Origin of the sequence: Qipengyuania proteolytica, from assembly GCF_019711565.1 — a bacterium.
GTDB lineage: Bacteria > Pseudomonadota > Alphaproteobacteria > Sphingomonadales > Sphingomonadaceae > Qipengyuania > Qipengyuania proteolytica.
On sequence record NZ_JAIGNN010000001.1, the window covers coordinates 1,573,681 to 1,593,098 of the forward strand.

Genomic DNA, 19,418 nt, shown 5'->3' on the forward strand with positions numbered 1-19,418 from the left:
GTTCTGCCGGACCGGCGGCCCTAGTCTGGCGACGATGGGTAGCGAGACAGCCAAGCGCCTGCGGGTCGTTGTCCTCGGCGGGGGAACCGCCGGATGGATGACGGCCGCGGGGATTGCGCGGCTCCTGCCCGATCTCGCCAATGTGCAACTGGTCGAAAGCGAGGACATCGGCATCGTCGGCGTCGGCGAGGCGACCCTGCCGCATATCCGCGGCTTCGTCGAGCGGCTGGGGATCGACGAGGCGGCCTTCATGAAGGCGACCCACGCGACCTACAAGCTGGGCATCGACTTCCGCGATTTCGGCAGGATCGGTGAGAGCTACATCCACCCCTTCGGCTCCTTCGGCGAGGAGCTGCGCGGGGTGGGCTTCCACCACTACTGGCTCGAGCTGCACCGGCAGGGGCTCGCGCGCCCGCTCGGTGAGTATTCGCTGGCGGTCGCTGCCGCGCAGGCCAACCGCTTCCGCCCACCGAGCCTCGATAGCTCGCTCGGCTCGACCTATGGCTATGCCTACCAGTTCGACGCCACGCTGTTTGGCCCGTTCATGCGCGAATTTGGCGTCTCGATCGGCGTCGAACGGCACGAGGGTGTCGTCACTTCGGTCGAGCGCGACGCGGAGACCGGCGATGTCCGCGCGCTGTGCCTCAGGGACGGGCAGCGGATCGAGGGCGACCTGTTCGTCGATTGCTCGGGCTTTCGCTCGGTGCTGCTCGGACAAGAACTCGCGGTCGACTGGGAAGACTGGATCCACTGGCTTCCCTGCGATCGCGCGGCGGCGATGCCATGTACCCATGCGACCGAGGATTTGCGGCCCTATACCACCGCGACCGCCATGCCCGCGGGCTGGCGCTGGCAGATCCCGCTGCAGCACCGCATGGGCAATGGATATGTCTTCTCCAGTGCGCATCTCGACGAGGACGCTGCCTGCGAGGCGATCAGGACGAGCGCCGAGGGCACGCCGCTGGCAGAACCGCGCATCCTGCGCTTCCGCCCCGGACGGCGCGCGCAGTCATGGAGCCACAACGTCATCGGCGTCGGCCTTGCGAGCGGCTTCCTCGAGCCGCTGGAATCGACCTCGATCTATCTCGCGCAGATGGCGATTACCTATCTTATCGAGCTGTTCCCGCAGGACGGGACCATCGACCCGCGCGACCGCGACGAGTTCAACCGGATGGTCGATATGGAATACGACCGCGTGCGCGACTTCCTGATCCTGCACTACCACGCGACCACGCGCGACGATTCCGAGTTCTGGAACCACGTCCGCACGATGACGGTGCCCGACAGCCTCGCCGACAAGCTCGAGCTGTGGCGCAAGGCCGGGCGGATCGAGAAATATTCCGACGGCCTCTTCTACGATGCCAGCTGGATCGCGGCTTATGTCGGGCAGGGCCTGCTGCCCGAACGCTACGATCCGCGCCCTGCACTGGGCGACCCAGCGCAACTGGCGCGCGCGGCGGAGCGGCTGCACGAAGCGATCGCACAGGAGGTCGCGGCCATGCCCGATCACCGCGCTTTCCTGCTGCGCGAAGCGGCGCGCATCGCGGAGGCGGCATGATCGCCCCGCGCGAGCCCCTGCGCCGGATCGTCGTGGTCGGCGGGGGGCAGCTGGGCGTGCTCGCCGCTATCGCACTGCGTCGCGCGCTGCCGGTGTGCCAGGTGGTGGTGGTCGGGCAACTGCCGTCGCCCGCCTCATTCGCCGACTGGTCGCCGACCGCGCTTCCGTTCACCAACAAGCTGCACGACCGGCTCGGCGTGGCGGAGGATGCCATCGTCCTGCGAGCTGGCGGCAGTCACCGTCTCGTGACCCGCTATCTCGGCTGGGGCGGAGAGGGACAGGCGGGCGTGCTCGCCTATGGCGAGACGCTCGATCCGGTGCTCAAGACCGCCTTTGCGCGCGAGTGGGGCGGTGGGCGCCCCCTTCCGGGCGGGCCGCGTCCCGCCGGGTCGGTGGCCGAGGTGCTGGCCGATGCCGGACGGTTCGCACCGCCGCCGCCCGACCAGCAGACGCCTCTTTCCGATATCGACTATTCGCTGCGCTGGAATGCGCAGGCCTATCGCGGGCTGCTGATCGAGCACGCGCAGGCGCTTGGCGTGGATTATGTCGAGGGCGAGATCGACCGGGTCGAGCCGGGCGAGGGCGACACGATCCGCGCCATCGGGCTCGCGGGCCAGGGCGAAATCGAAGCCGATTTCTTCGTCGACTGCAGCGGTCCGCAGGCGCGCCTGCTCGCCTCGCATCCTCAGTTCGCGATGGTCGACTGGTCGGCGAGTCTGCCGACGCGCAAGGTCTACCTGTCAGGGCCCGGTGCGCCGATGGCCGCGCTCGAAGATCGTGTCTCGCTGCTCGCGGAAGGCTGGCTGGTCGAGATTGCGGGGCGCGACGGGCTCTATCGCATGCTCGGCACGAGCGAGGAGGTGTCGCGCGATGCAGCGCTGCAAGCGCTGGGGGCACCTGCAGCTGCGGTGGTCGCGCTGGAGCCCGGCCGGGTCGCGGCGCCGTGGCTTGGCAATGTGGTGGCCCTCGGCGATGCCACCGCGCGCTTCGAGCCGATCGGTCCGTGGCACCTCGACCTTGCGCATCGCCAGCTTCACCTGCTGCTCGAAATGCTGCCGGGGCGACAGATCGAACCGCTCGAGCGGGCGGAATACAACCGTCGCTCGGTGCTGATGATGGAGGGCGTGCACGAGACGTTGGCGCTTCATTTCGCCTCCGATCGCGGCCGCGCGGTGTTCGGCGATCGCGCCCTCCCGAACCGGCTCGGCGAGGTCATCGATCAATGCCGCAGGCGCGGCCGTATCCCGTTTCGCGAAGAGCAGCCGCTGGTGCCGCAAGAGCAGTTTGCGCTGATGGCAGCGCTGGGTTTCAAACCCGGCTTGCCCCCTGTCGCTCGCTCGGCTTACCAGCACTCGGAAGAGCGGGCTAAGGAAGGCTTTGCCGCGCGCTCCACGCAGGCGCTGCAATTCGCACCGCCCTACGAGCGCTGGCTTGCCTCGATGCTCCAGCCTAGCCGAGCGCCTGCCGGATAATCTCGCGCATCCGCGCAAACAGCGGCGGCGAGGGTGGGCCGAGGATGCCTGCTGCACTCGCCGGCAGGTGCGCCGCCGGAACGCCAGACCGCTCGAAGACGTAATAGTCGAGCAAGGTGCGCCACACATCCCGCTGCTCCTCGGGCAAGTGCCGATAGGCGAGCATGGCGTGGAGCAGCGCATCATAGGCCCCACCGATTTCCGCAGGCAGGCCCTCGGTCCACCAGTAATTGACGAGGATGCTCACCGGATCGAGCGATTCCACGCCGTGCCACCAGCCATAGGGAATGTAGATCGCATCTCCGGGTTTGAGCATTGCCTGCTGCGCCGCCGCCCACGCCTCGGCGAAGCGCGGGTGGGCTTCGAGGTCGGGGCTCGCAAGATCGACCATGCTCACCGGCGTCCCGGCGGGCGTAAGCTCGAAGGGACCGGGATAGAGATTGGCAATCTGGTCGGGCGGAAACAGGGTGAAGCGCCGCCGCCCGGAAACGCAGCAGGCGACGTTTTCCTTGGCATCGTAATGCGGTGCGACACGGATGCGGTTGCCGATCCAGATGCGCGGCGCGACGCCGGGCAGCAGGGCGAGCGCATTGTCGCGCACGAATTGCGGCAGGAGGCTGGCGATGTCCTCGGATTGCACCGCCATGGCAGGCGGATCGGCGAGATCGCGCGCCCTCAGGAGATCGTCGAGAAAGGCTTCGAGGCGACCCTGGCCGCGCACGAAGTTCAGGCGGGACAGGTCGGGCGTGTAGAAGAACCGTCCGCCTTCCTCGGGCGGGGCGGCGATGGCCGATACCGGCCGGGCGCTGCCCTTGGCGGCGAGATAGTTGCGGATCGACTCATCGCCACGTCTGGCAGCAGCGACGGCGGGCCAGTCGGCGACGATCCCGCGCAGGACGCAAGGCCGTGCCGCCTGCCTGATCGCTGCAAAATCTTCTGCGCCGAACGGTCCCGCGTGTTCGGGCAGGGGAGCCGGGCTACCCGAAAGGCTCATGTGCTCAGGCGGTCCGCTGCCTCGATCGCTCCGCCGTGCTGGCGCAGGAAGGCAGCCTGCGTCGGCATCTGCGCCACGGTATTGCCGATGACCTCGCGGATATGGGCGAGGCGGGTCGGCGTTTCGCCCGCGTCGAGCAGGTGCGCGGCAGGATGGTGGCCCTCGGGGACGATGCCCTGGTTGAGCATCACCGAAAGCCAGCTCGCCTCGGTGAAGAGCTCGTTGTTCTCGCGGAAGATGCGCCCCGAACTGCGGAACATCTCGATCTTGGCCGCCAGCGCATCGGTCGGCTCGAGATTGCGGCAATAGCGCCAGAACTCGGAATCGTCCCGCTCGCTCGCCATGTAATGCAGCAACAGGAAGTCGCGGATATCGACATATTCCTGCTCCGTCTCGCGATTGAAGCGGTCGATTTCGGCATGGCCGAAGCTGCTGTCCGGAAACAGCGAAAGCAGGCGCGCGATGCCCGACTGGACGAGGTGGATCGAGGTCGATTCGAGCGGCTCGAGAAACCCGGCCGCAAGACCCAGCGCGACGACGTTCTTCTCCCACGCCCGCGCCCGGTGGCCCGCCGTGAAGCGCAGCTGGTTGGGCTCGGCCAGCGGCGTGCCGTCGAGGTTTTCGAGCAGCATCGCGGTGGCGTCGTCGCGCTCCATATAGGCAGAGCAGAACACGTGCCCGTTGCCGATCCGGTGCTGTAGCGGGATGCGCCATTGCCAGCCTGCCGGTCGCGCGGTGGAGCGGGTCAGTGGCTCGGTCTCGCCATCAAGCTCACACGGGATAGCGACCGCGCTGTCGCAGGGCAGCCATTTCGACCAGTCGGTGAAGGGCACGCCCAGCGTCTGGCCCAGCAGCAGCGAGCGGAAGCCGGAGCAGTCGACGAAGAGTTCGCCTTCAACCTCGCGTCCGTTCTCCAAAACGATCGCCGTGACGTGGCCGGTCTCGGCATCCTGCTTTACGTCGACGACCTTGCCTTCGACCCGCACTGCACCGGCCGCCTCGGCCATACCGCGCAGGAAGGGGGCATAGCGCCCTGCATCGAACTGGAAAGCATAGGACAGGCGCGACAGGGGTGACTTGGTGGCGTCCGGCTGCGGCCAGGCGAACTTGCCCGCCTTGCCGGCGACGGCGGCGATCGAATAGGCGTCGATCATCCCCGGATCGCCCAACTCGCGCCCGCGCAGCCAGAAATGGTGGAACTCGATCCCCAGCATATCGAGGCCGAAGGTGCCGAAGGGATGGACGTAGGAATGGCCCGGGCGCAGCCAGTCGACGAACTCGATGCCGAGCTTGTAGGTCGCGCGGGTCTCGCGCATGAACTGCATCTCGTCGATGCCGATCATCCGGTTATAGAGCGAGATTTGGGGAATGGTCGCCTCGCCGACGCCAATAGTACCGATCGCCTCGCTTTCCACCAGCGTCACCGAGAAGCCGGGCATGGCGCCGAGGATGCGGGTGAGTGCGGTCGCGGCCATCCAGCCGGCGGTGCCGCCGCCGACAATCACGACTTTCGTGACAGGCTTCGCCATCAGCGCGCCGCCGCCTGCGGCGTGAATGCAGGGGGAGGGGCGTCGTGCCAGCCGCCCGACTGGCGCAGGAACTCCTCATGGCTCGGCAGCCGCGCCGCGGTGTCGCGATAGGCATCGCGCATCTGGCGCATGGCGGCCGCGATCTTGGCCTCGTCGAGTGTGTCGGCGATCGCGTCATAGGCATCGGGCCAGATGTTCTGGCCGAGCATCACCGCGATCCAGCTGGGCGCGGTGAAGAGTTCGGCATTCTCGCGGAAGACCCGGCCATGCAGGCGCCACAGCTCCATCTTGCGCGCGAGGCTATCGGGCACCTCCATGTCGCGGACGTAGCGCCAGAACTCGGAGTCGCCGCGCTGTGTCGCCTTGTAGTGGAGGATGATGAAGTCGCGCACGTCCTCGTAGAGCTCGCGCATGCCGCGATTGTATTCGTCGCGCTCGAGCGGGCTGATCGGGTTGTCGGGGAAGAGGGCGAAAAGCCGCGCGATGCCGTTCTGGATCAGGTGGATGCTGGTCGATTCGAGTGGCTCGATGAAGCCCGAGGACAGGCCGAGCGAGACGACATTGTGGTTCCACGCCTTGCGCCGCATGCCGGTGTTGAAAAACAGCGTGCGCGGATCCTGCAGCGGCTCTCCGTCGAGGTTGGCGAGCAGGGTGTCGCGCGCCTCGTCTTCTTCCATGAAATTGCTCGAAAACACATGCCCGTTGCCCGTGCGGTGCTGCAGCGGGATGCGCCATTGCCAGCCGGCGCTGTGCGCGGTCGAGCGGGTGTAGGGCTCTGGCGGACCGGGGCTGGCGGTAGGGACAGCGATGGCGCGGTCCATCGGCAACCAGTGGCTCCAGTCCTCATAGCCGGTTTCCAGCGCGTCCTCGATCAGCAACCCGCGAAAGCCCGAGCAATCGATGAAGAGGTCGCCTTCGACCTCGCTCCCGTCCTCCAGCCGGACCGAGTGGATATCGCCTGTCTCCCCGTCGCGCCGGACGTCGGTGATGCGGCCTTCCTTGCGCCTGACCTGCTGCCTCTCGGCAAGATTGCGCAGGAAGGCAGCGTAGAGGCTCGCATCGAACTGATAGGCATAGGCGATCTGCGAGACGAGCGACTTGGCCCCGGCGGCAGGTCGCGCGAACCTGCCGCTGCGCGCCGCCATGGTCGACATCGAGAATTCGCCGATCTCGCCGGGCGAGTGGCCGCGGGCGTACTCGCGCAGGAAGAGGTGGTGGAACTGGATGCCGTGGAAATCCTGGCCATAGGTGCCGAAGGGGTGGAAGTAGCGGTCCCCCCGCTTGCCCCAATTCACGAATTCGATGCCCAGCTTGTAGGTGCCGCGCGTTGCGCGCAGGAATTCGTTCTCCGAAATGTCCAGCATGGCGTTGAAATTGCGGATCGGCGGAATCGTCGCCTCGCCGACGCCGACGGTGCCGATTGCATCCGATTCGATCAACGTGATGGTGCGCTGGCCGTCGTTGAAAAAGCGCGACATGGCGGCAGCCGCCATCCACCCGGCGGTCCCTCCGCCGACGATCACGACCCGTCTGATACGATTTACGGTAACGATACCATTTACCTCCGCCCTTGGCCTACCTGTCTATCGCCGATCAGTGCTGTGGGCAATTTGTCACAAAATGTCGGGAATGGGTTTTCCCCCCTCTTGCCAATCCTCCAATGGCTCGATACACCTTCCAACAAAGAATTCAAAAGCTCCACGCTCAATAGTGGTAGCGCTAACATGGGAGGGATGGTCTTATGACCGAGACGATCGGGAATCGTGACGGGCGCGGTGCCCCCAACGAGCGTTTGCTGAAGACTTTGTTGCGCACCAGTGTCTCGGCCATGGTGGTCGGCGGCTTCATGATGGGGCAGGCGGCCTACGCGCAGGAGGCTTCCGACGAGCCCGAGGCGGCTTCAGGCGCGGACGAGAATGTCATCGTTGTCAGCGGTATTCGCCAGTCGCTCGCCAATGCGCAGAACATCAAGCGGGATTCCGACACGGTGGTCGATGCGATCACCGCGGAAGACATCGGCGCTCTGCCCGATCGTTCGGTGACCGAAGCGCTCCAGCGCGTCCCCGGCATCGCCATCAACCGCTTTGCCGGCTCGAACGACCCCGACCACTTCTCGGTCGAGGGCTCGGGCGTCGTCATCCGCGGCCTCAACTTCGTCCGTTCGGAATTCAACGGGCGGACCGCCTTCGCTGCTGGCGTTGGGGGGCAGGCACTCAACTTTGCTGACGTGCCTTCCGAACTGCTCGGCTCGGTGCTCATTAACAAGAATGCTACCGCCGACCTTGTCGAAGGCGGGCTGGCCGGGACCGTGAATCTCGTAACCCGCAAGCCGCTCGATCGTCCGGGGTTCCACATCGCGTTCAGCGGTGAAGCCAACTATGGCGACTTTGCCAAGGAATGGACGCCCACCTTCTCCGGCCTGATCAGCAACACGTGGGAAACCGACAAGGGCACCTTCGGCCTGCTCGTGGCGGGATCCTATTCGCGCATCAAGAGCCGTGCGGACGGCCTGCAGATCACCAACTTCCAGACGCGAGACGGGGCCCAAGTCGATGAGGCTTTCGCCAACGGTCGCGAAATCTGCCGCAATCCGCTGCCGGGTAGCGGCGACAGCACCAGCAACCCGCCAGCGAATTCACCGTGCGGTACGGCGCAACTCCCAGGCGCGGACGGCTTCGTCGATCCGGCAGGCCTGCGGTACGCTCCGCTAGGCGGCCAGTTCCGCACCCAGGAATTCGATCGCAAGCGTGACGGTATCTCTGCCGCCGCTCAGTTCGAATCGATCGACGGCAAGACCGTGATCACCGCCGAATTCATTCGCTCGCACGCCACCAACCGCTGGGGCGAGCATACGTTCGAGACCGGGCCGGACCTTGCCGAGTACGGCACGTATCCGCTGGGCTGCCAGCAGAATGCAGCCGGTCCGAACCGGGTCAATACGGACGGCTCTCTGGGCGATCCGACGACGCGGGCGCAGTGCCCGGTCGGCGGTTTCACCGATTATATCTACGACGCCAACGGCCTCTTCCAGTCCGGCTACATCACCAATCCGAACGACGGCTGGCGCGGGAATCCCGGCACCTCGCCCTTCGTTCCGATCGGCGGCCTGCAGCAGACGCTGGCGCGTCGCGAAGTCGACGAGTCGACTACCAACCAGGACTGGGGCGCCCATCTTTCGACGGAACTGACGGATCGCCTGCATCTCGATCTCGACTTTCAGTATGCCAAGTCGCGAAAGACCAATCTCGACGTCACGGTGCATGGTTCGCTTTTCGCAGACCAGGAGATCGACCTAAGGGGCGATTATCCGAGCGTCATTCCACATGTGCCCAACTATCTCAGCTACAGCTGGGCAGGCGACAGCGATGCGCTCGCTCCGTATGGTCGCGATCCGTCGACCCCGGCGACAGCTTCGGACGATGCGGCTTATTTCGGCGATCCGCGCTTCACCTTCTGGCGGTCCGCAATGGACCACATCGAGGAAAGCACGGGCACGCAATATGCCTGGCGTGCCGACCTCGCCTACGAGTTCGACGAGGATTCCTTCCTGCGCGAAGTAAAGGTCGGGGCCCGCTTCCAGGATCGCGATCAGACGGTTCGCTACACCACCTACAACTGGGGCATGCTCAGCGAAGTCTGGTCGGGCGATCGGCCGGTGAATTTCGAGGACACCGGAGCAGGCAATTCGGAGTTCTTCGAATTCCCCGACTTCTTCCGCGGACAGGCCCCCGGTCCAATCGGTGGCTACTACTACAATGGCGACCTGATCGATGGCTACGAGGAATCGGTCGCTTTCTTCCAGTCGATCCAGGACCAGTACCGCGACCTCAACGGCTCTCCGACGTGGAACCCGCTTGCCGGCCGACCGGGTGTCGTCGCTGGCACACCCTATCTGCCTTCCGAAATCCAGCCGATCCGGCAGGAAGACGATTCTGGCTATGTCATGCTGCGTTTCGGGAGCGAAAATTTCGCCGGGATGCGGATGTCGGGCAATATCGGCGTGCGCTACGTCAATTCCCGCATCGCCTCGACCGGGCTTACGAACCTGTCGGCAGTCCAGGCGCAATTCGCGCAGGATCGAGCCACGCTATGTGCGCCGATTCCGCCTGTACCGGGACGCCCGCCGGCAACACCGGGCGGGATATGCAACCTGACGGATGCCGAGTTCAGCCAGCTCGAGCAGTTCTCTTTGACCGAGTTTACTCCCGAAACGGCGAAGGCGTCCTACGACTTCTGGCTGCCGAGCTTGAACGTCAAGTTCGAAGTGACGCCGGACGTTATCGTCCGTGCCGCCGTCTCCAAGGTCATGACGCGGCCCGACAATGCGTACCTGCGAAATTTCCTGAACATCTCGTACAACATCAACGCGGGCATCCTTACGGCCGATGCCGGCAACCCCCTGATCAGGCCGGCAACGGCCTGGCAGGCCGACCTGACGGCGGAATGGTATTTCGCCACCGTCGGCTCGTTGACAGCGAACCTGTTTTACAAGCGGGTGAAGGACTTCTTCTATCAGAGTGTCGGTACGGTTTTGGTCGAAGGTGACGGCCTGACACTGCCGGTGGTGGTCCGTCGACCGGACAATTTCGAAGGCACCGGCAAGATCAAGGGCTTCGAGCTGGCCTACCAGCAGACCTACGACTTCCTGCCCGCTCCGTTCGACGGGCTCGGCGTGTCGGCGAACTACACCTACATCAAGAGTTCCGGTCTGCCGAACACGTTCCTCAACGGCGGCAATATCCCGACGCCATCGACCGTCCCGCCGGGTAATCTCCCGCTCGAGCAGCTCTCGAAGCACAACGTCAATGCCACCGTGTTCTACGAGAAGGGCCCGATCTCGATGCGTGCCGCGTACAACTGGCGCTCACGCTTCCTGCTGACGGCGAGCGACGTGATCTTCCCCTATTACTCGATCTTCAACGAGCCGACGGGGCAGCTGGACGCGTCGATCTTCTTCAACGTCACCGACAACATCAAAATCGGTGCGCAGGGCGTCAACCTGCTCAACGAGGTGACGAAGACCACGCAGGCCTATACCGGCAATCCGGCGGACCTTGCGCCGCGATCCTATTTCATGAACGATCGCCGCTTCTCCTTCATCATCCGGGGCAATTTCTAGCCCCGCGATCCAAAGCGGCAAAAGAAAGGGCCGCCCTACCTTCGGGTAGGGCGGCCCTTTTTTGCTACGAGGAGATCAGCCTGCGAGCGAGGCGGCGATGGCGTCGCGCAGCGGCTTCGGGCTGTAGTCCGACCCGTAAGGCGCGCCGCGCACTTCCAGCCCATCGTCGCGCTTCGAGGGGCCGAAATATTGCAGCCAGTTGAAGCCGTCGACCATCCCCCAGGCGAGGATGTCGTCGAGGTGCTCGCCATATTCGAGCATGAGGTCGAAATAGCGCTGCGAGAACTCCGCGACCTTCGCATCGCGCAGCGCAATGTTCCCGGGCAGCGCCTTGTCCTTCACGTCGAACTCCGTGACCAGCAGGCGATAGCCCATGTCGACCACCTCATCGAGGAAGGCTCGCCATTCGCGTTCGGCCACCGGCCCGACGCCGGTTGCGGGATCGAGCGAGAACATCTCGATATGCGACTGGATGCCCAGCGCATCGACCGGCGTCCCGCGCTTGCGGAAGCCTTCGAGCAACCGCAGCACGTCGGCACAGTGCTTCCGGTGGGCAGGCTCCCAGCTCATGTAATCGTTATAGACAAGCTGGCCTTGGGGCAGTTCCTCGCGCGCCGTGTGAAAAGCGAGGTCGAGCACAGCCTCGGGGCTCCCCATGGCGCGGCTCAGGCTGGTTTCGATCGGCGCATTGCGATCGTGATCGATAGCCTCGTTGACGACGTCGTAGCTCGAAATCACACCCTTGTAGCGGCGCGTGACGGTGCGGATGTGCTCGGTGACGAGACGTTCCGCCTCGCTCGCCGGGCGGGCGCCGAAGTCGTAGCTGTTGAGCCAGTCGGGAAACCATTGCGGCCGGTGCCACAGCAGCGTGTGCCCGCGCACCTCGAGCCCCTCCGTTTGAGCCCAAGCGACGATCTGGTCCAGCCGCGCGAAGTCATAGGTAGCGGGATCGGGGCGCGTCGCCTGCCATTTCATCTCGTTCTCGGGCACGACCAGCCCGCATTCGCCGAGCACGATATCGGTGTAGCGCGGGTTCTGGATCGATCCGGCGGAGGTCCGTCCGGGCGTCGAGGCGATGGCTGTGCCGAAGCGGCGACCTCCCGCCTGTGCCAGCGTGTCGAGGCTGGGCGAGGGGGTCCTGGCCGGACTGCCAGATGCACGCGGGAGCGCGCCATTCGCGCAGCCGGCGACTGCCAGCGCACCGAGCGCGGTCAGGGCATCGCGCCGCCTCATGGCAGGACCGTCAGTTTGACGTCGACGACGTCGCGCGAGTTGGGCCCGACCATCAGCGTGAAGTCGCCCGGCTCGACCACGCGCTGCATGTCCCTGTTCCACAAGGCGAAGGCATCGGGCCGGATGGCGATATCGACCTGCTTCGTCTCGCCTGCGGCCAACGTGACCCGCTGGAAGCCGACCAGTTCCTTGACCGGGCGCGTGACCGAGCTGACATCATCGCGCAGGTAGACTTGCACGACCTCGTCGCCGACCAGCTTGCCGGTGTTGGTGACGGGAACGCGGATCGTCACGCCGTCGCCTGCCGAAATCGATGCCGAGGACAGCGTCGGCGTGCCGAAGGAGAAGCTGGTGTAGGACAGACCGTAACCGAACGGGTAGAGCGGCGAGACTTCCCCGAACAGGTAACCGCGCCGCGCGCTGGGCTTGTGGTTATAGAAGTTCGGCAGCTGACCGACGTTGCGCGCGGTCGTGACGGGCATCTTGCCGCCCGGATTGACCCGGCCGAACAGCGCGTCGGCGATGGCGGTGCCCTGCTGCTCACCGGCGTACCAGGTCTCGAGCACCGCGTTGGCCTCGCCGTCCACCGATAGATAGCTCGGCGGGCGTCCGTTCACGAGCACCGCCACGATCGGCTTGCCGAGCGCCTTGAGCGCAGCGAACAACTCGTTCTGCTCGCCCACGAGATCGAGGCTGGTGCGGTCGCCGAGGTGGTTGTCGCCCCAGCCTTCGCGGCTGGTCTGTTCGGTGTCGCCGATGAACAGCAGGATGGTGTCGGCACCGCGCGCCGCCTCGACCGCCTGCGTGATCATGCGGCGGTTTTCTGCCGGATCGGCGAGGACGACCTCGTCCTCCCACCAGTCGTCGTTTTCGGTGATCTTCACGCCGGGCGCGTGGACGATGGTCGCACGCTCGCCGACGAGCGTCCTGATCCCTTCGAGCGGGCTGACGGTCTTGCGCGGGATGCCGTAATAGCCGCCGAGCCTTGCGACGTCGGCATTGGGCCCGATCACGGCGATGGTCGGCTTTGCCCCGCTGGCAGGAAGCGACAGCGGCAGCACCCCGTCATTTTTGAGCAGGACGAGCGATTTCTCCGCCGCCTTGCGCGCCAGGGCGACGCCTTCGGGGCCGTTGGAGGCGAGGGCGGGCGCGGTGTCGGTGACGAAGGGCTGTTCGAAGAGCCCGGCGTTGAACTTCATCGTCAGGATGCGTTCGACCGCCTCGTCGATCTGGGCGAGCGTGACCTTGCCGTCCGCCAGCTGTTTGCCGAGGTTGCGGAAGGCGGCACCATCGGGGAAATCGATATCGACGCCGGCATCGAGCGCCAGCTTCGCCGCGTCCGGAATCTCTGCGGCGATCTTGTGCCGCGAAACCATTTCCTCGATCGCGAAATAGTCCGACACGACCGCGCCTTCGAAACCCCATTCCTCGCGCAGGATGTCGTGCAGCAGCCAGCGGCTCGAGTGGCTTGGGATGCCATCGATTTCGTTGTAGCTTGCCATCACCGCATCGATCGCGGTCCGGTCGACCACTTCCTTGAACGGCGGGAAGAACATCTCGCGCAAGGTGCGTTCGGAAATCTGCGCCGGTGCGATATTGGTGCCGCTCTCGGGCTGGCCGTGGCCAGTCATGTGCTTGAGCGTCGCCATCACCTGACCGGGCGCGAGCTTGCGGTCGCGACCGACGCCTTGCAGGCCCTCCACCGCGGCAACCCCCATCTCGGCGACGAGGTAGGGATCCTCGCCGAAGGTTTCCTCGATCCGGCCCCAACGCGGATCGCGCGCGACGTCGACGACAGGGGAGAGAACCTGCGTGACGCCGCGCGCGCTGACCTCGCCGGCGATGTAATCGTTGACGTCGCGTACGAGGTCCGGGTCCCAGGTCGAGGCGAGGCCAATGGCCTGGGGGAAGCTGGTGGCATCGAGCGCGGCGAGCCCGTGGAGCGATTCCTCATGCGTCATCACTGGAATGCCGAGCCGGGTGGAGCGCGCCCAGGCCTGCAGCGCGTTGACGTAGCGGATGCTGTCCTCGATCGAGCGGGGGGTGTTGAGGCGCGGGCTGCCCGGGCCGCGCAGGTCGGACGGGCGGGTGAAGAAGCCGATCCCGTCGGGATAGCGTGCGCTGGCCTTGGCGGCGTCGAAGAAGTCGGCATCGTCCTGGATCTCGGCCTTGTTGGTCCAGGTCGAGATCATCTGGGAGAGCTTTTCCTCCAGCGTCATGCGCGCCATCAGGTCGGCGACGCGCGTCTCGCCGGGGAGCGACGCATCCCAATAGGGCGCGTCTGCCAAGGGTCGTTCGCTCGCCGTGGCATCCTGTGCCAGCGCGGTCGAAACGTGAAGCGGTTGAAGCGCCAGGAAACATGTCCCGAGCGCGAGCGCGGTGCGCTTTATGGCCTTCATGCGATTGTTCCTCTCCCTGAGCAGCCTTGACTGCACGGCACCTTGTGGTAGCGCTACCATGATGAGGGAGAGGAGGCTTGTCAACCGGCTAGCGAAGGCGCTGGCGACCGTGCTGGTGGCGGGACTTGCTGCGTCGCAAGCGCACGCCGAGGATGGCTATGAGCTGTGGCTGCGCCATACACCGCTGGAGGGCGGGGCGCTACAGGAACTCGGGCAATACGCCCCAGAGGTGGTCGCGCCGCAGGGCGAGTTCCAGAGTGCGACCACGGACATTGCGGTCGAGGAACTGAGAGCCGGATTGGCGAATCTTGCCGGCGGAAACGTCGCGCGCGGCAAGGCAACCTCCATACGCATCACGCTCGATTGCGGAACGGCGGTAGGGGATGGGCAAGCCGGTTTCTCTCTAGTGCCCGAACTGGACCGTCCGACCCCTGCTTTCCGGATAGCAGCCCGGGATCACATCGGCTGCCTCCACGGCAGCTTCGCCCTGCTGCGCGAGCTGGCGCTCGGCAAAAGTCTCGCCGATATCACACTGCAAGAGCGGCCCGCCTATCCGCTGCGCATGCTCAACCACTGGGACAATCCCGACGGCCATGTCGAGCGCGGCTATGCCGGCCGCTCGATCTTTGACTGGTGGCACCTGCCCGAGCGGCTCGATCGGCGGATGATCGACTATGCCCGCGCCAATGCCTCGATCGGCATCAACGGCGCAGTCGTGAACAACGTCAATGCGCGCGCTTTCATGCTCGAGCCGCGCTACATCGCGAAGCTCAAGCGGCTCGCCGATGCCTGGCGGCCCTACGGTATTCGCGTCTATCTCTCGCCCCGGTTCAGTGCGCCGCGCGACCTTGGCGGGCTCGACACCGCAGACCCGCTCGATCCCGAAGTCCGCGCGTGGTGGCGGGCAAAGGCCGACGAAATCTACGCGGCGATCCCCGACTTCGGGGGCTTCCTCGTCAAGGCGAACAGCGAAGGGCAGCCCGGCCCGCAGGATTACGACCGCACGCATGCCGACGGCGCGAACATGCTCGCCGAGGCGCTGGGTGAGCGCGGCACGGTGATCTGGCGCGCCTTCGTGTATTCAGCCGAGGACGAAACCGACCGCGCGATGCAGGCCTATGCCGAATTCGTTCCGCTCGATGGCCGGTTCGCAGACAATGTGATCCTGCAGGTCAAGAACGGCCCGATCGACTTCCAGCCTCGCGAGCCCTTCCACCCGCTGTTCGGCGCGATGCCGCGGACCCGGATGATGCTCGAAGTGCAGGTGACCAAGGAATATCTCGGCTTCGCGAGCCACCTCGCCTTCCTCGCGCCCATGTGGGAGGAGGTGCTCGACGCCGATACCGGCAGGGGCGGGACCGTCGCGCAGGTGGTCGCGCCCGCCGGCATGGCAGGCGTCGCCAACACCGGAGCGGACCGCAACTGGACCGGCTCGGACTTCGACCAGGCGAACTGGTACGCCTTCGGGCGGCTGGCATGGGATCCCGGGCTTTCCAGCGAGACGATCGCGCGGGAATGGAACGCACAGACCTTTACGCGCGACCAGCGGGCGCAGGATGCGATCACCGACATTATGCTCGGCAGCCGCGAGGCAGTCGTGCGCTACATGACCCCGCTGGGCCTCGCCCACCTGATGGGGACGGCACACCACTATGGCCCTGCGCCGTGGGTGTGCGACCTTGCCCGGCCCGAGTGGAACCCCTGCTATTATCACCGCGCCGATGCGGGAGGTATCGGGTTCGACCGGACTGCCACGGGTTCCGGCGCGCTGGCGCAATATGCGCCCGAGATCGCGCAGCGCTGGCGCGATCCCGACACGATCGATCCGGCGCTGCTGCTGTGGTTTCATCGGGTCACCTGGGACCACCGCATGGCCGACGGCCTCACGCTCTGGGAGCGGCTGGCGGCCGAGTACGACCGCGGCGTAAGCGAGGTCGACCGGCTCGCCGCCACTTGGCATGGGCTCGCCCCGGCGATCGACCCGGAGCGCCACCGCGCCGTCGCGGACATGTTCGCCATCCAGCAGAAGGAGGCGCTCTGGTGGCGCGATGCCTCGCTGGCCTATTGGCACTCGGTCAACGGACTGCCCTATCCCGATGGCGTGACCCCGCCGCCGCCGCCGCTCGAGCATTACATGTCGCTCTCTTTTCCGGAGGCGCCCGGCCAATGATCGCACTTGCTGGCCTCACGGGGATGCTTCTATGGCGATAGGCATGGACATCACCCAGAAGAGCGGGACCGCCACGCGCAAGCGCAGTTCACGCAAGGGCAACTCTGCGCCGACCATCGCCGATGTGGCACGCGCCGCGCATTGCTCGCCCATGACGGTCAGCCGGGTCATCAATGGCGAAGAGAATGTGCGCGAAGCGACGCGGGCGCAGGTCCTCGATGCCATCGCCAAGCTCAACTACATTCCCAACCGAGCGGCCCGCTCGCTGGCGGGCGGGGCTCAGCTGCGGATCGCGTTGCTGTTCGACAACCCGTCGGCGTCCTACCTCAGCGAATTCCTGATGGGCGCGCTCGAGGAAGCGAGCCGGCGCGACATACACTTGGTGGTACAAAGCTGCGAGACCGTGCCAGAGAGCAAGGAACTGATCAGCAAGCTCGTCGACGGCGGGATCGTCGGCTTTATTCTTCCGCCACCGCTGTGCGACGACCAGAGCGTGCTCGACCAGATCCGCGCCTCGGGCGGCATCGCCGTCGCCGTCGGCCCGGGCCGCGCGAGCGGGTCGCACGGCGCGGTGCAGATCGACGAGTTCCAGGCGGCTTACGACATGACACGCCACATCATCGGGCTAGGTCACGAGCGGATCGGCTTCATTATCGGCAACCCCGAACAGGTCGCGAGCGGCCAGCGGCTCGAAGGCTTTCGGGCGGCGATGGAGGAGGCAGGCCTGACCATCAGCGACCGACTGATCGCGCAAGGCCAGTTCACCTATCGCTCGGGCATGGTGGCGGCAGAGAAACTGCTCGCGGTCGATCCGCCGCCGACCGCGATCTTCGCCTCCAACGACGACATGGCCGCCGCAACCGTGGCGATGGCGCACCGCCGGCACCTCGACGTGCCGAACGACATCACCGTCTGCGGCTTCGACGATACCGAACTCGCCAGCTCGATCTGGCCCGAACTGACCACCATTCGCCAGCCGATCCGCGAGATGACCGCGCAGGCGGTGGTGATGATCGCCAAAGCCTACCGGCAGAAAACCCCGGCCTCCAAGGCCAAAGGCGAGCAGGTCACAATGGCGTACAAGCTGGTGCGTCGCAATTCCGATGCGGGGCCCAGTCTGGCGTCCTCGTTCCAGCGAGCTTCGGAGAAACAATGAAGGAAAAATCCAGCGGTCGGCGGCTGCGCTCGCGCGAGTGGTTCGACAATCCCGATCGCATGGACATGACGGCGCTCTATCTCGAGCGCTTCATGAACTACGGCGTGACGCCCGAGGAGCTGCGCAGCGGCAAACCGATCATCGGCATCGCGCAGAGCGGCAGCGACCTGTCACCCTGCAATCGCATCCATCTCGAACTCGCCAAGCGGACGCGCGACGGGATCAGGGACGCGGGCGGCATCCCGATCGAATTCCCGGTGCACCCGATCTTCGAAAACTGCCGCCGCCCGACCGCCGCGCTCGACCGCAACCTGCTCTATCTCGGGCTCGTCGAGCTGCTGAACGGCTACCCGATCGACGGCGTCGTGCTGACAACCGGCTGCGACAAGACCACGCCTAGCCAGATCATGGCGGCGAGCACCGTGGATATCCCGGCCATCGTCCTGTCGGGCGGGCCGATGCTCGACGGCTGGCACAATGGTGAGCTGGTCGGCAGCGGTACTGTGATCTGGCGCAGTCGCCGCAAGCTTGCTGCGGGCGAGATCGACGAGGAGGAATTCCTCGACCGCGCCACGTCCAGCGCGCCCAGCGCGGGGCATTGCAACTCGATGGGCACGGCGAGCACGATGAATGCGGTCGCCGAAGCGCTCGGCCTCTCGCTGACCGGCTGTGCCGCAATCCCCGCACCCTATCGCGAGCGCGGGCAGATGGCCTACCGGACGGGGCAGCGGATCGTCGAAATGGTCCATGCCGACCTCAAGCCCTCGGACATTTTGACGAAGGATGCCTTCCTCAACGCGATCGCGGTCGTCAGTGCTTCCGGCGGGTCATCGAACGCCCAGCCGCATATCCAGGCGATGGCCGCGCATGCGGGCGTGGATCTGCCGCTGAACGCGTGGCAGGAGCATGGCTACCGCCTGCCGTTGCTGCTTAACATGCAGCCTGCCGGCAAATATCTCGGCGAGCGTTTCCACCGCGCAGGCGGCGTGCCTGCGGTGATGTGGGAATTGCTGCAGGCGGGTGTGCTGAAGGCCGATTGCCTCACCTGCACGGGCGCGGACATGGCGAGCAATCTGGCGGGGCGCGAGACCGGCGACCGCGAGATGATCCGGCCCTTCGACGATCCGCTCATGCCCGACGCCGGTTTCCTCGTCCTGTCGGGCAATCTGTTCGACTTCGCGATCCTCAAGACCTCGGTCATCAGCGAGGAATTTCGGGCGCGCTACCTCTCGCGGCCCGGCGCGGAAGGCGTGTTCGAGGCGCGGGCGATCGTGTTCGACGGGTCGGACGACTACCACCACCGGATCAACGATCCCGACCTTGCCATCGACGAGGACTGCATTCTCGTTATCCGCGGCTCGGGCGTCATCGGCTGGCCGGGCAGCGCCGAGGTCGTCAACATGCAGCCCCCCGATGCGCTGATCCGCGCGGGCAAGCAATGGCTCCCGACGCTGGGCGATGGTCGCCAGTCGGGCACGAGCGACAGCCCCTCGATCCTCAACGTCTCGCCCGAGAGTGCGGCTGGCGGCGGGCTCGCGTGGCTGCGCACGGGCGACACGATCCGCGTCGACCTCAATCGCGGCACATGCGATGCGCTGGTCGACGAGGCCGAAATCGCGCGGCGGCTGGCGGAGGAACCGGCGCCCGAAATCCCGGCCAGCCAGACGCCGTGGGAAGAGCTGTTCCGTGAGAAGACCGGCCAGCTGGGCGAAGGCGGGGTGATGGAGTTCGCGCTCAAATACCGCGGTACGTCGCGTAAGCCGCCGCGCCACAATCACTGATCGCGCG

Annotated in this window: 11 protein-coding genes; 6 read left to right on the forward strand and 5 right to left on the reverse strand. The window is 65.8% G+C overall.

The features are described 5' to 3' along the window. The first annotated feature begins 34 nt into the window (after nt 1–34). Nucleotides 35–1,558, forward strand: a complete 1,524-nt coding sequence (locus K3172_RS07755; RefSeq protein WP_221588493.1) for a tryptophan halogenase family protein — start codon at nt 35–37, stop codon at nt 1,556–1,558. After that, the gene (locus K3172_RS07760; protein ID WP_221588495.1) at nt 1,555–3,030 is read left to right on the forward strand and encodes a tryptophan 7-halogenase; all 1,476 of its coding nucleotides are present in this window, start codon (nt 1,555–1,557) and stop codon (nt 3,028–3,030) included. The genes K3172_RS07755 and K3172_RS07760 overlap by 4 nt, the downstream gene beginning before the upstream one ends. Here K3172_RS07760 and K3172_RS07765 read toward each other — a convergent pair. From K3172_RS07765 to K3172_RS07775, 3 genes are read right to left on the reverse strand one after another with little or no spacing between them, the layout of a single operon-like run. Then, nucleotides 3,008–4,024: a cupin-like domain-containing protein gene (locus K3172_RS07765; protein WP_221588497.1), complete on the reverse strand. Its 1,017-nt coding sequence runs from the start codon at nt 4,022–4,024 to the stop codon at nt 3,008–3,010. The two genes, K3172_RS07760 and K3172_RS07765, sit on opposite strands and share 23 nt — an antisense overlap. Further along, entirely contained in the window at nt 4,021–5,553 is a 1,533-nt protein-coding gene (locus tag K3172_RS07770; RefSeq protein WP_221588499.1) for a tryptophan halogenase family protein, read from the reverse strand. The genes K3172_RS07765 and K3172_RS07770 overlap by 4 nt, the downstream gene beginning before the upstream one ends. Next, entirely contained in the window at nt 5,553–7,106 is a 1,554-nt protein-coding gene (locus tag K3172_RS07775) for a tryptophan halogenase family protein (protein ID WP_345725627.1), read from the reverse strand. Before K3172_RS07775 ends, K3172_RS07770 begins: the two co-directional genes overlap by 1 nt. A gap of 188 nt (nt 7,107–7,294) precedes the next feature. On the opposite strand from K3172_RS07775, the gene K3172_RS07780 reads away from it, so the two are divergent. Then, nucleotides 7,295–10,672, forward strand: a complete 3,378-nt coding sequence (locus K3172_RS07780) for a TonB-dependent receptor (RefSeq protein WP_247717957.1) — start codon at nt 7,295–7,297, stop codon at nt 10,670–10,672. Nucleotides 10,673–10,747: 75 nt separating this feature from the next. On the opposite strand, the gene K3172_RS07785 is transcribed toward K3172_RS07780, so the two are convergent. Together K3172_RS07785 and K3172_RS07790 are read right to left on the reverse strand one after the other, a co-directional pair. Continuing rightward, complete coding sequence (locus K3172_RS07785) at nt 10,748–11,905, reverse strand: endo-1,4-beta-xylanase (protein WP_221588503.1); 1,158 nt, start codon at nt 11,903–11,905, stop codon at nt 10,748–10,750. Next, nucleotides 11,902–14,304, reverse strand: a complete 2,403-nt coding sequence (locus tag K3172_RS07790; protein WP_221588504.1) for a glycoside hydrolase family 3 N-terminal domain-containing protein — start codon at nt 14,302–14,304, stop codon at nt 11,902–11,904. Before K3172_RS07790 ends, K3172_RS07785 begins: the two co-directional genes overlap by 4 nt. A 58-nt stretch (nt 14,305–14,362) precedes the next feature. On the opposite strand from K3172_RS07790, the gene K3172_RS07795 reads away from it, so the two are divergent. The 3 genes from K3172_RS07795 to K3172_RS07805 are packed head-to-tail and all read left to right on the forward strand — an operon-like array spanning nt 14,363 to nt 19,411. Further along, nucleotides 14,363–16,474 (forward strand): alpha-glucuronidase, encoded by a 2,112-nt coding sequence (locus K3172_RS07795; RefSeq protein WP_247717958.1) that lies wholly within the window; start codon nt 14,363–14,365, stop codon nt 16,472–16,474. Nucleotides 16,475–16,517: 43 nt separating this feature from the next. Then, on the forward strand, nt 16,518–17,630 hold the full coding sequence (locus tag K3172_RS07800; RefSeq protein WP_221588506.1) for a LacI family DNA-binding transcriptional regulator: 1,113 nt from the start codon (nt 16,518–16,520) through the stop codon (nt 17,628–17,630). Continuing rightward, a complete protein-coding gene (locus K3172_RS07805; RefSeq protein ID WP_221588508.1) occupies nt 17,627–19,411 on the forward strand; it encodes an IlvD/Edd family dehydratase in 1,785 nt (594 codons plus the stop codon). Before K3172_RS07800 ends, K3172_RS07805 begins: the two co-directional genes overlap by 4 nt. Nucleotides 19,412–19,418: the final 7 nt, after the last annotated feature.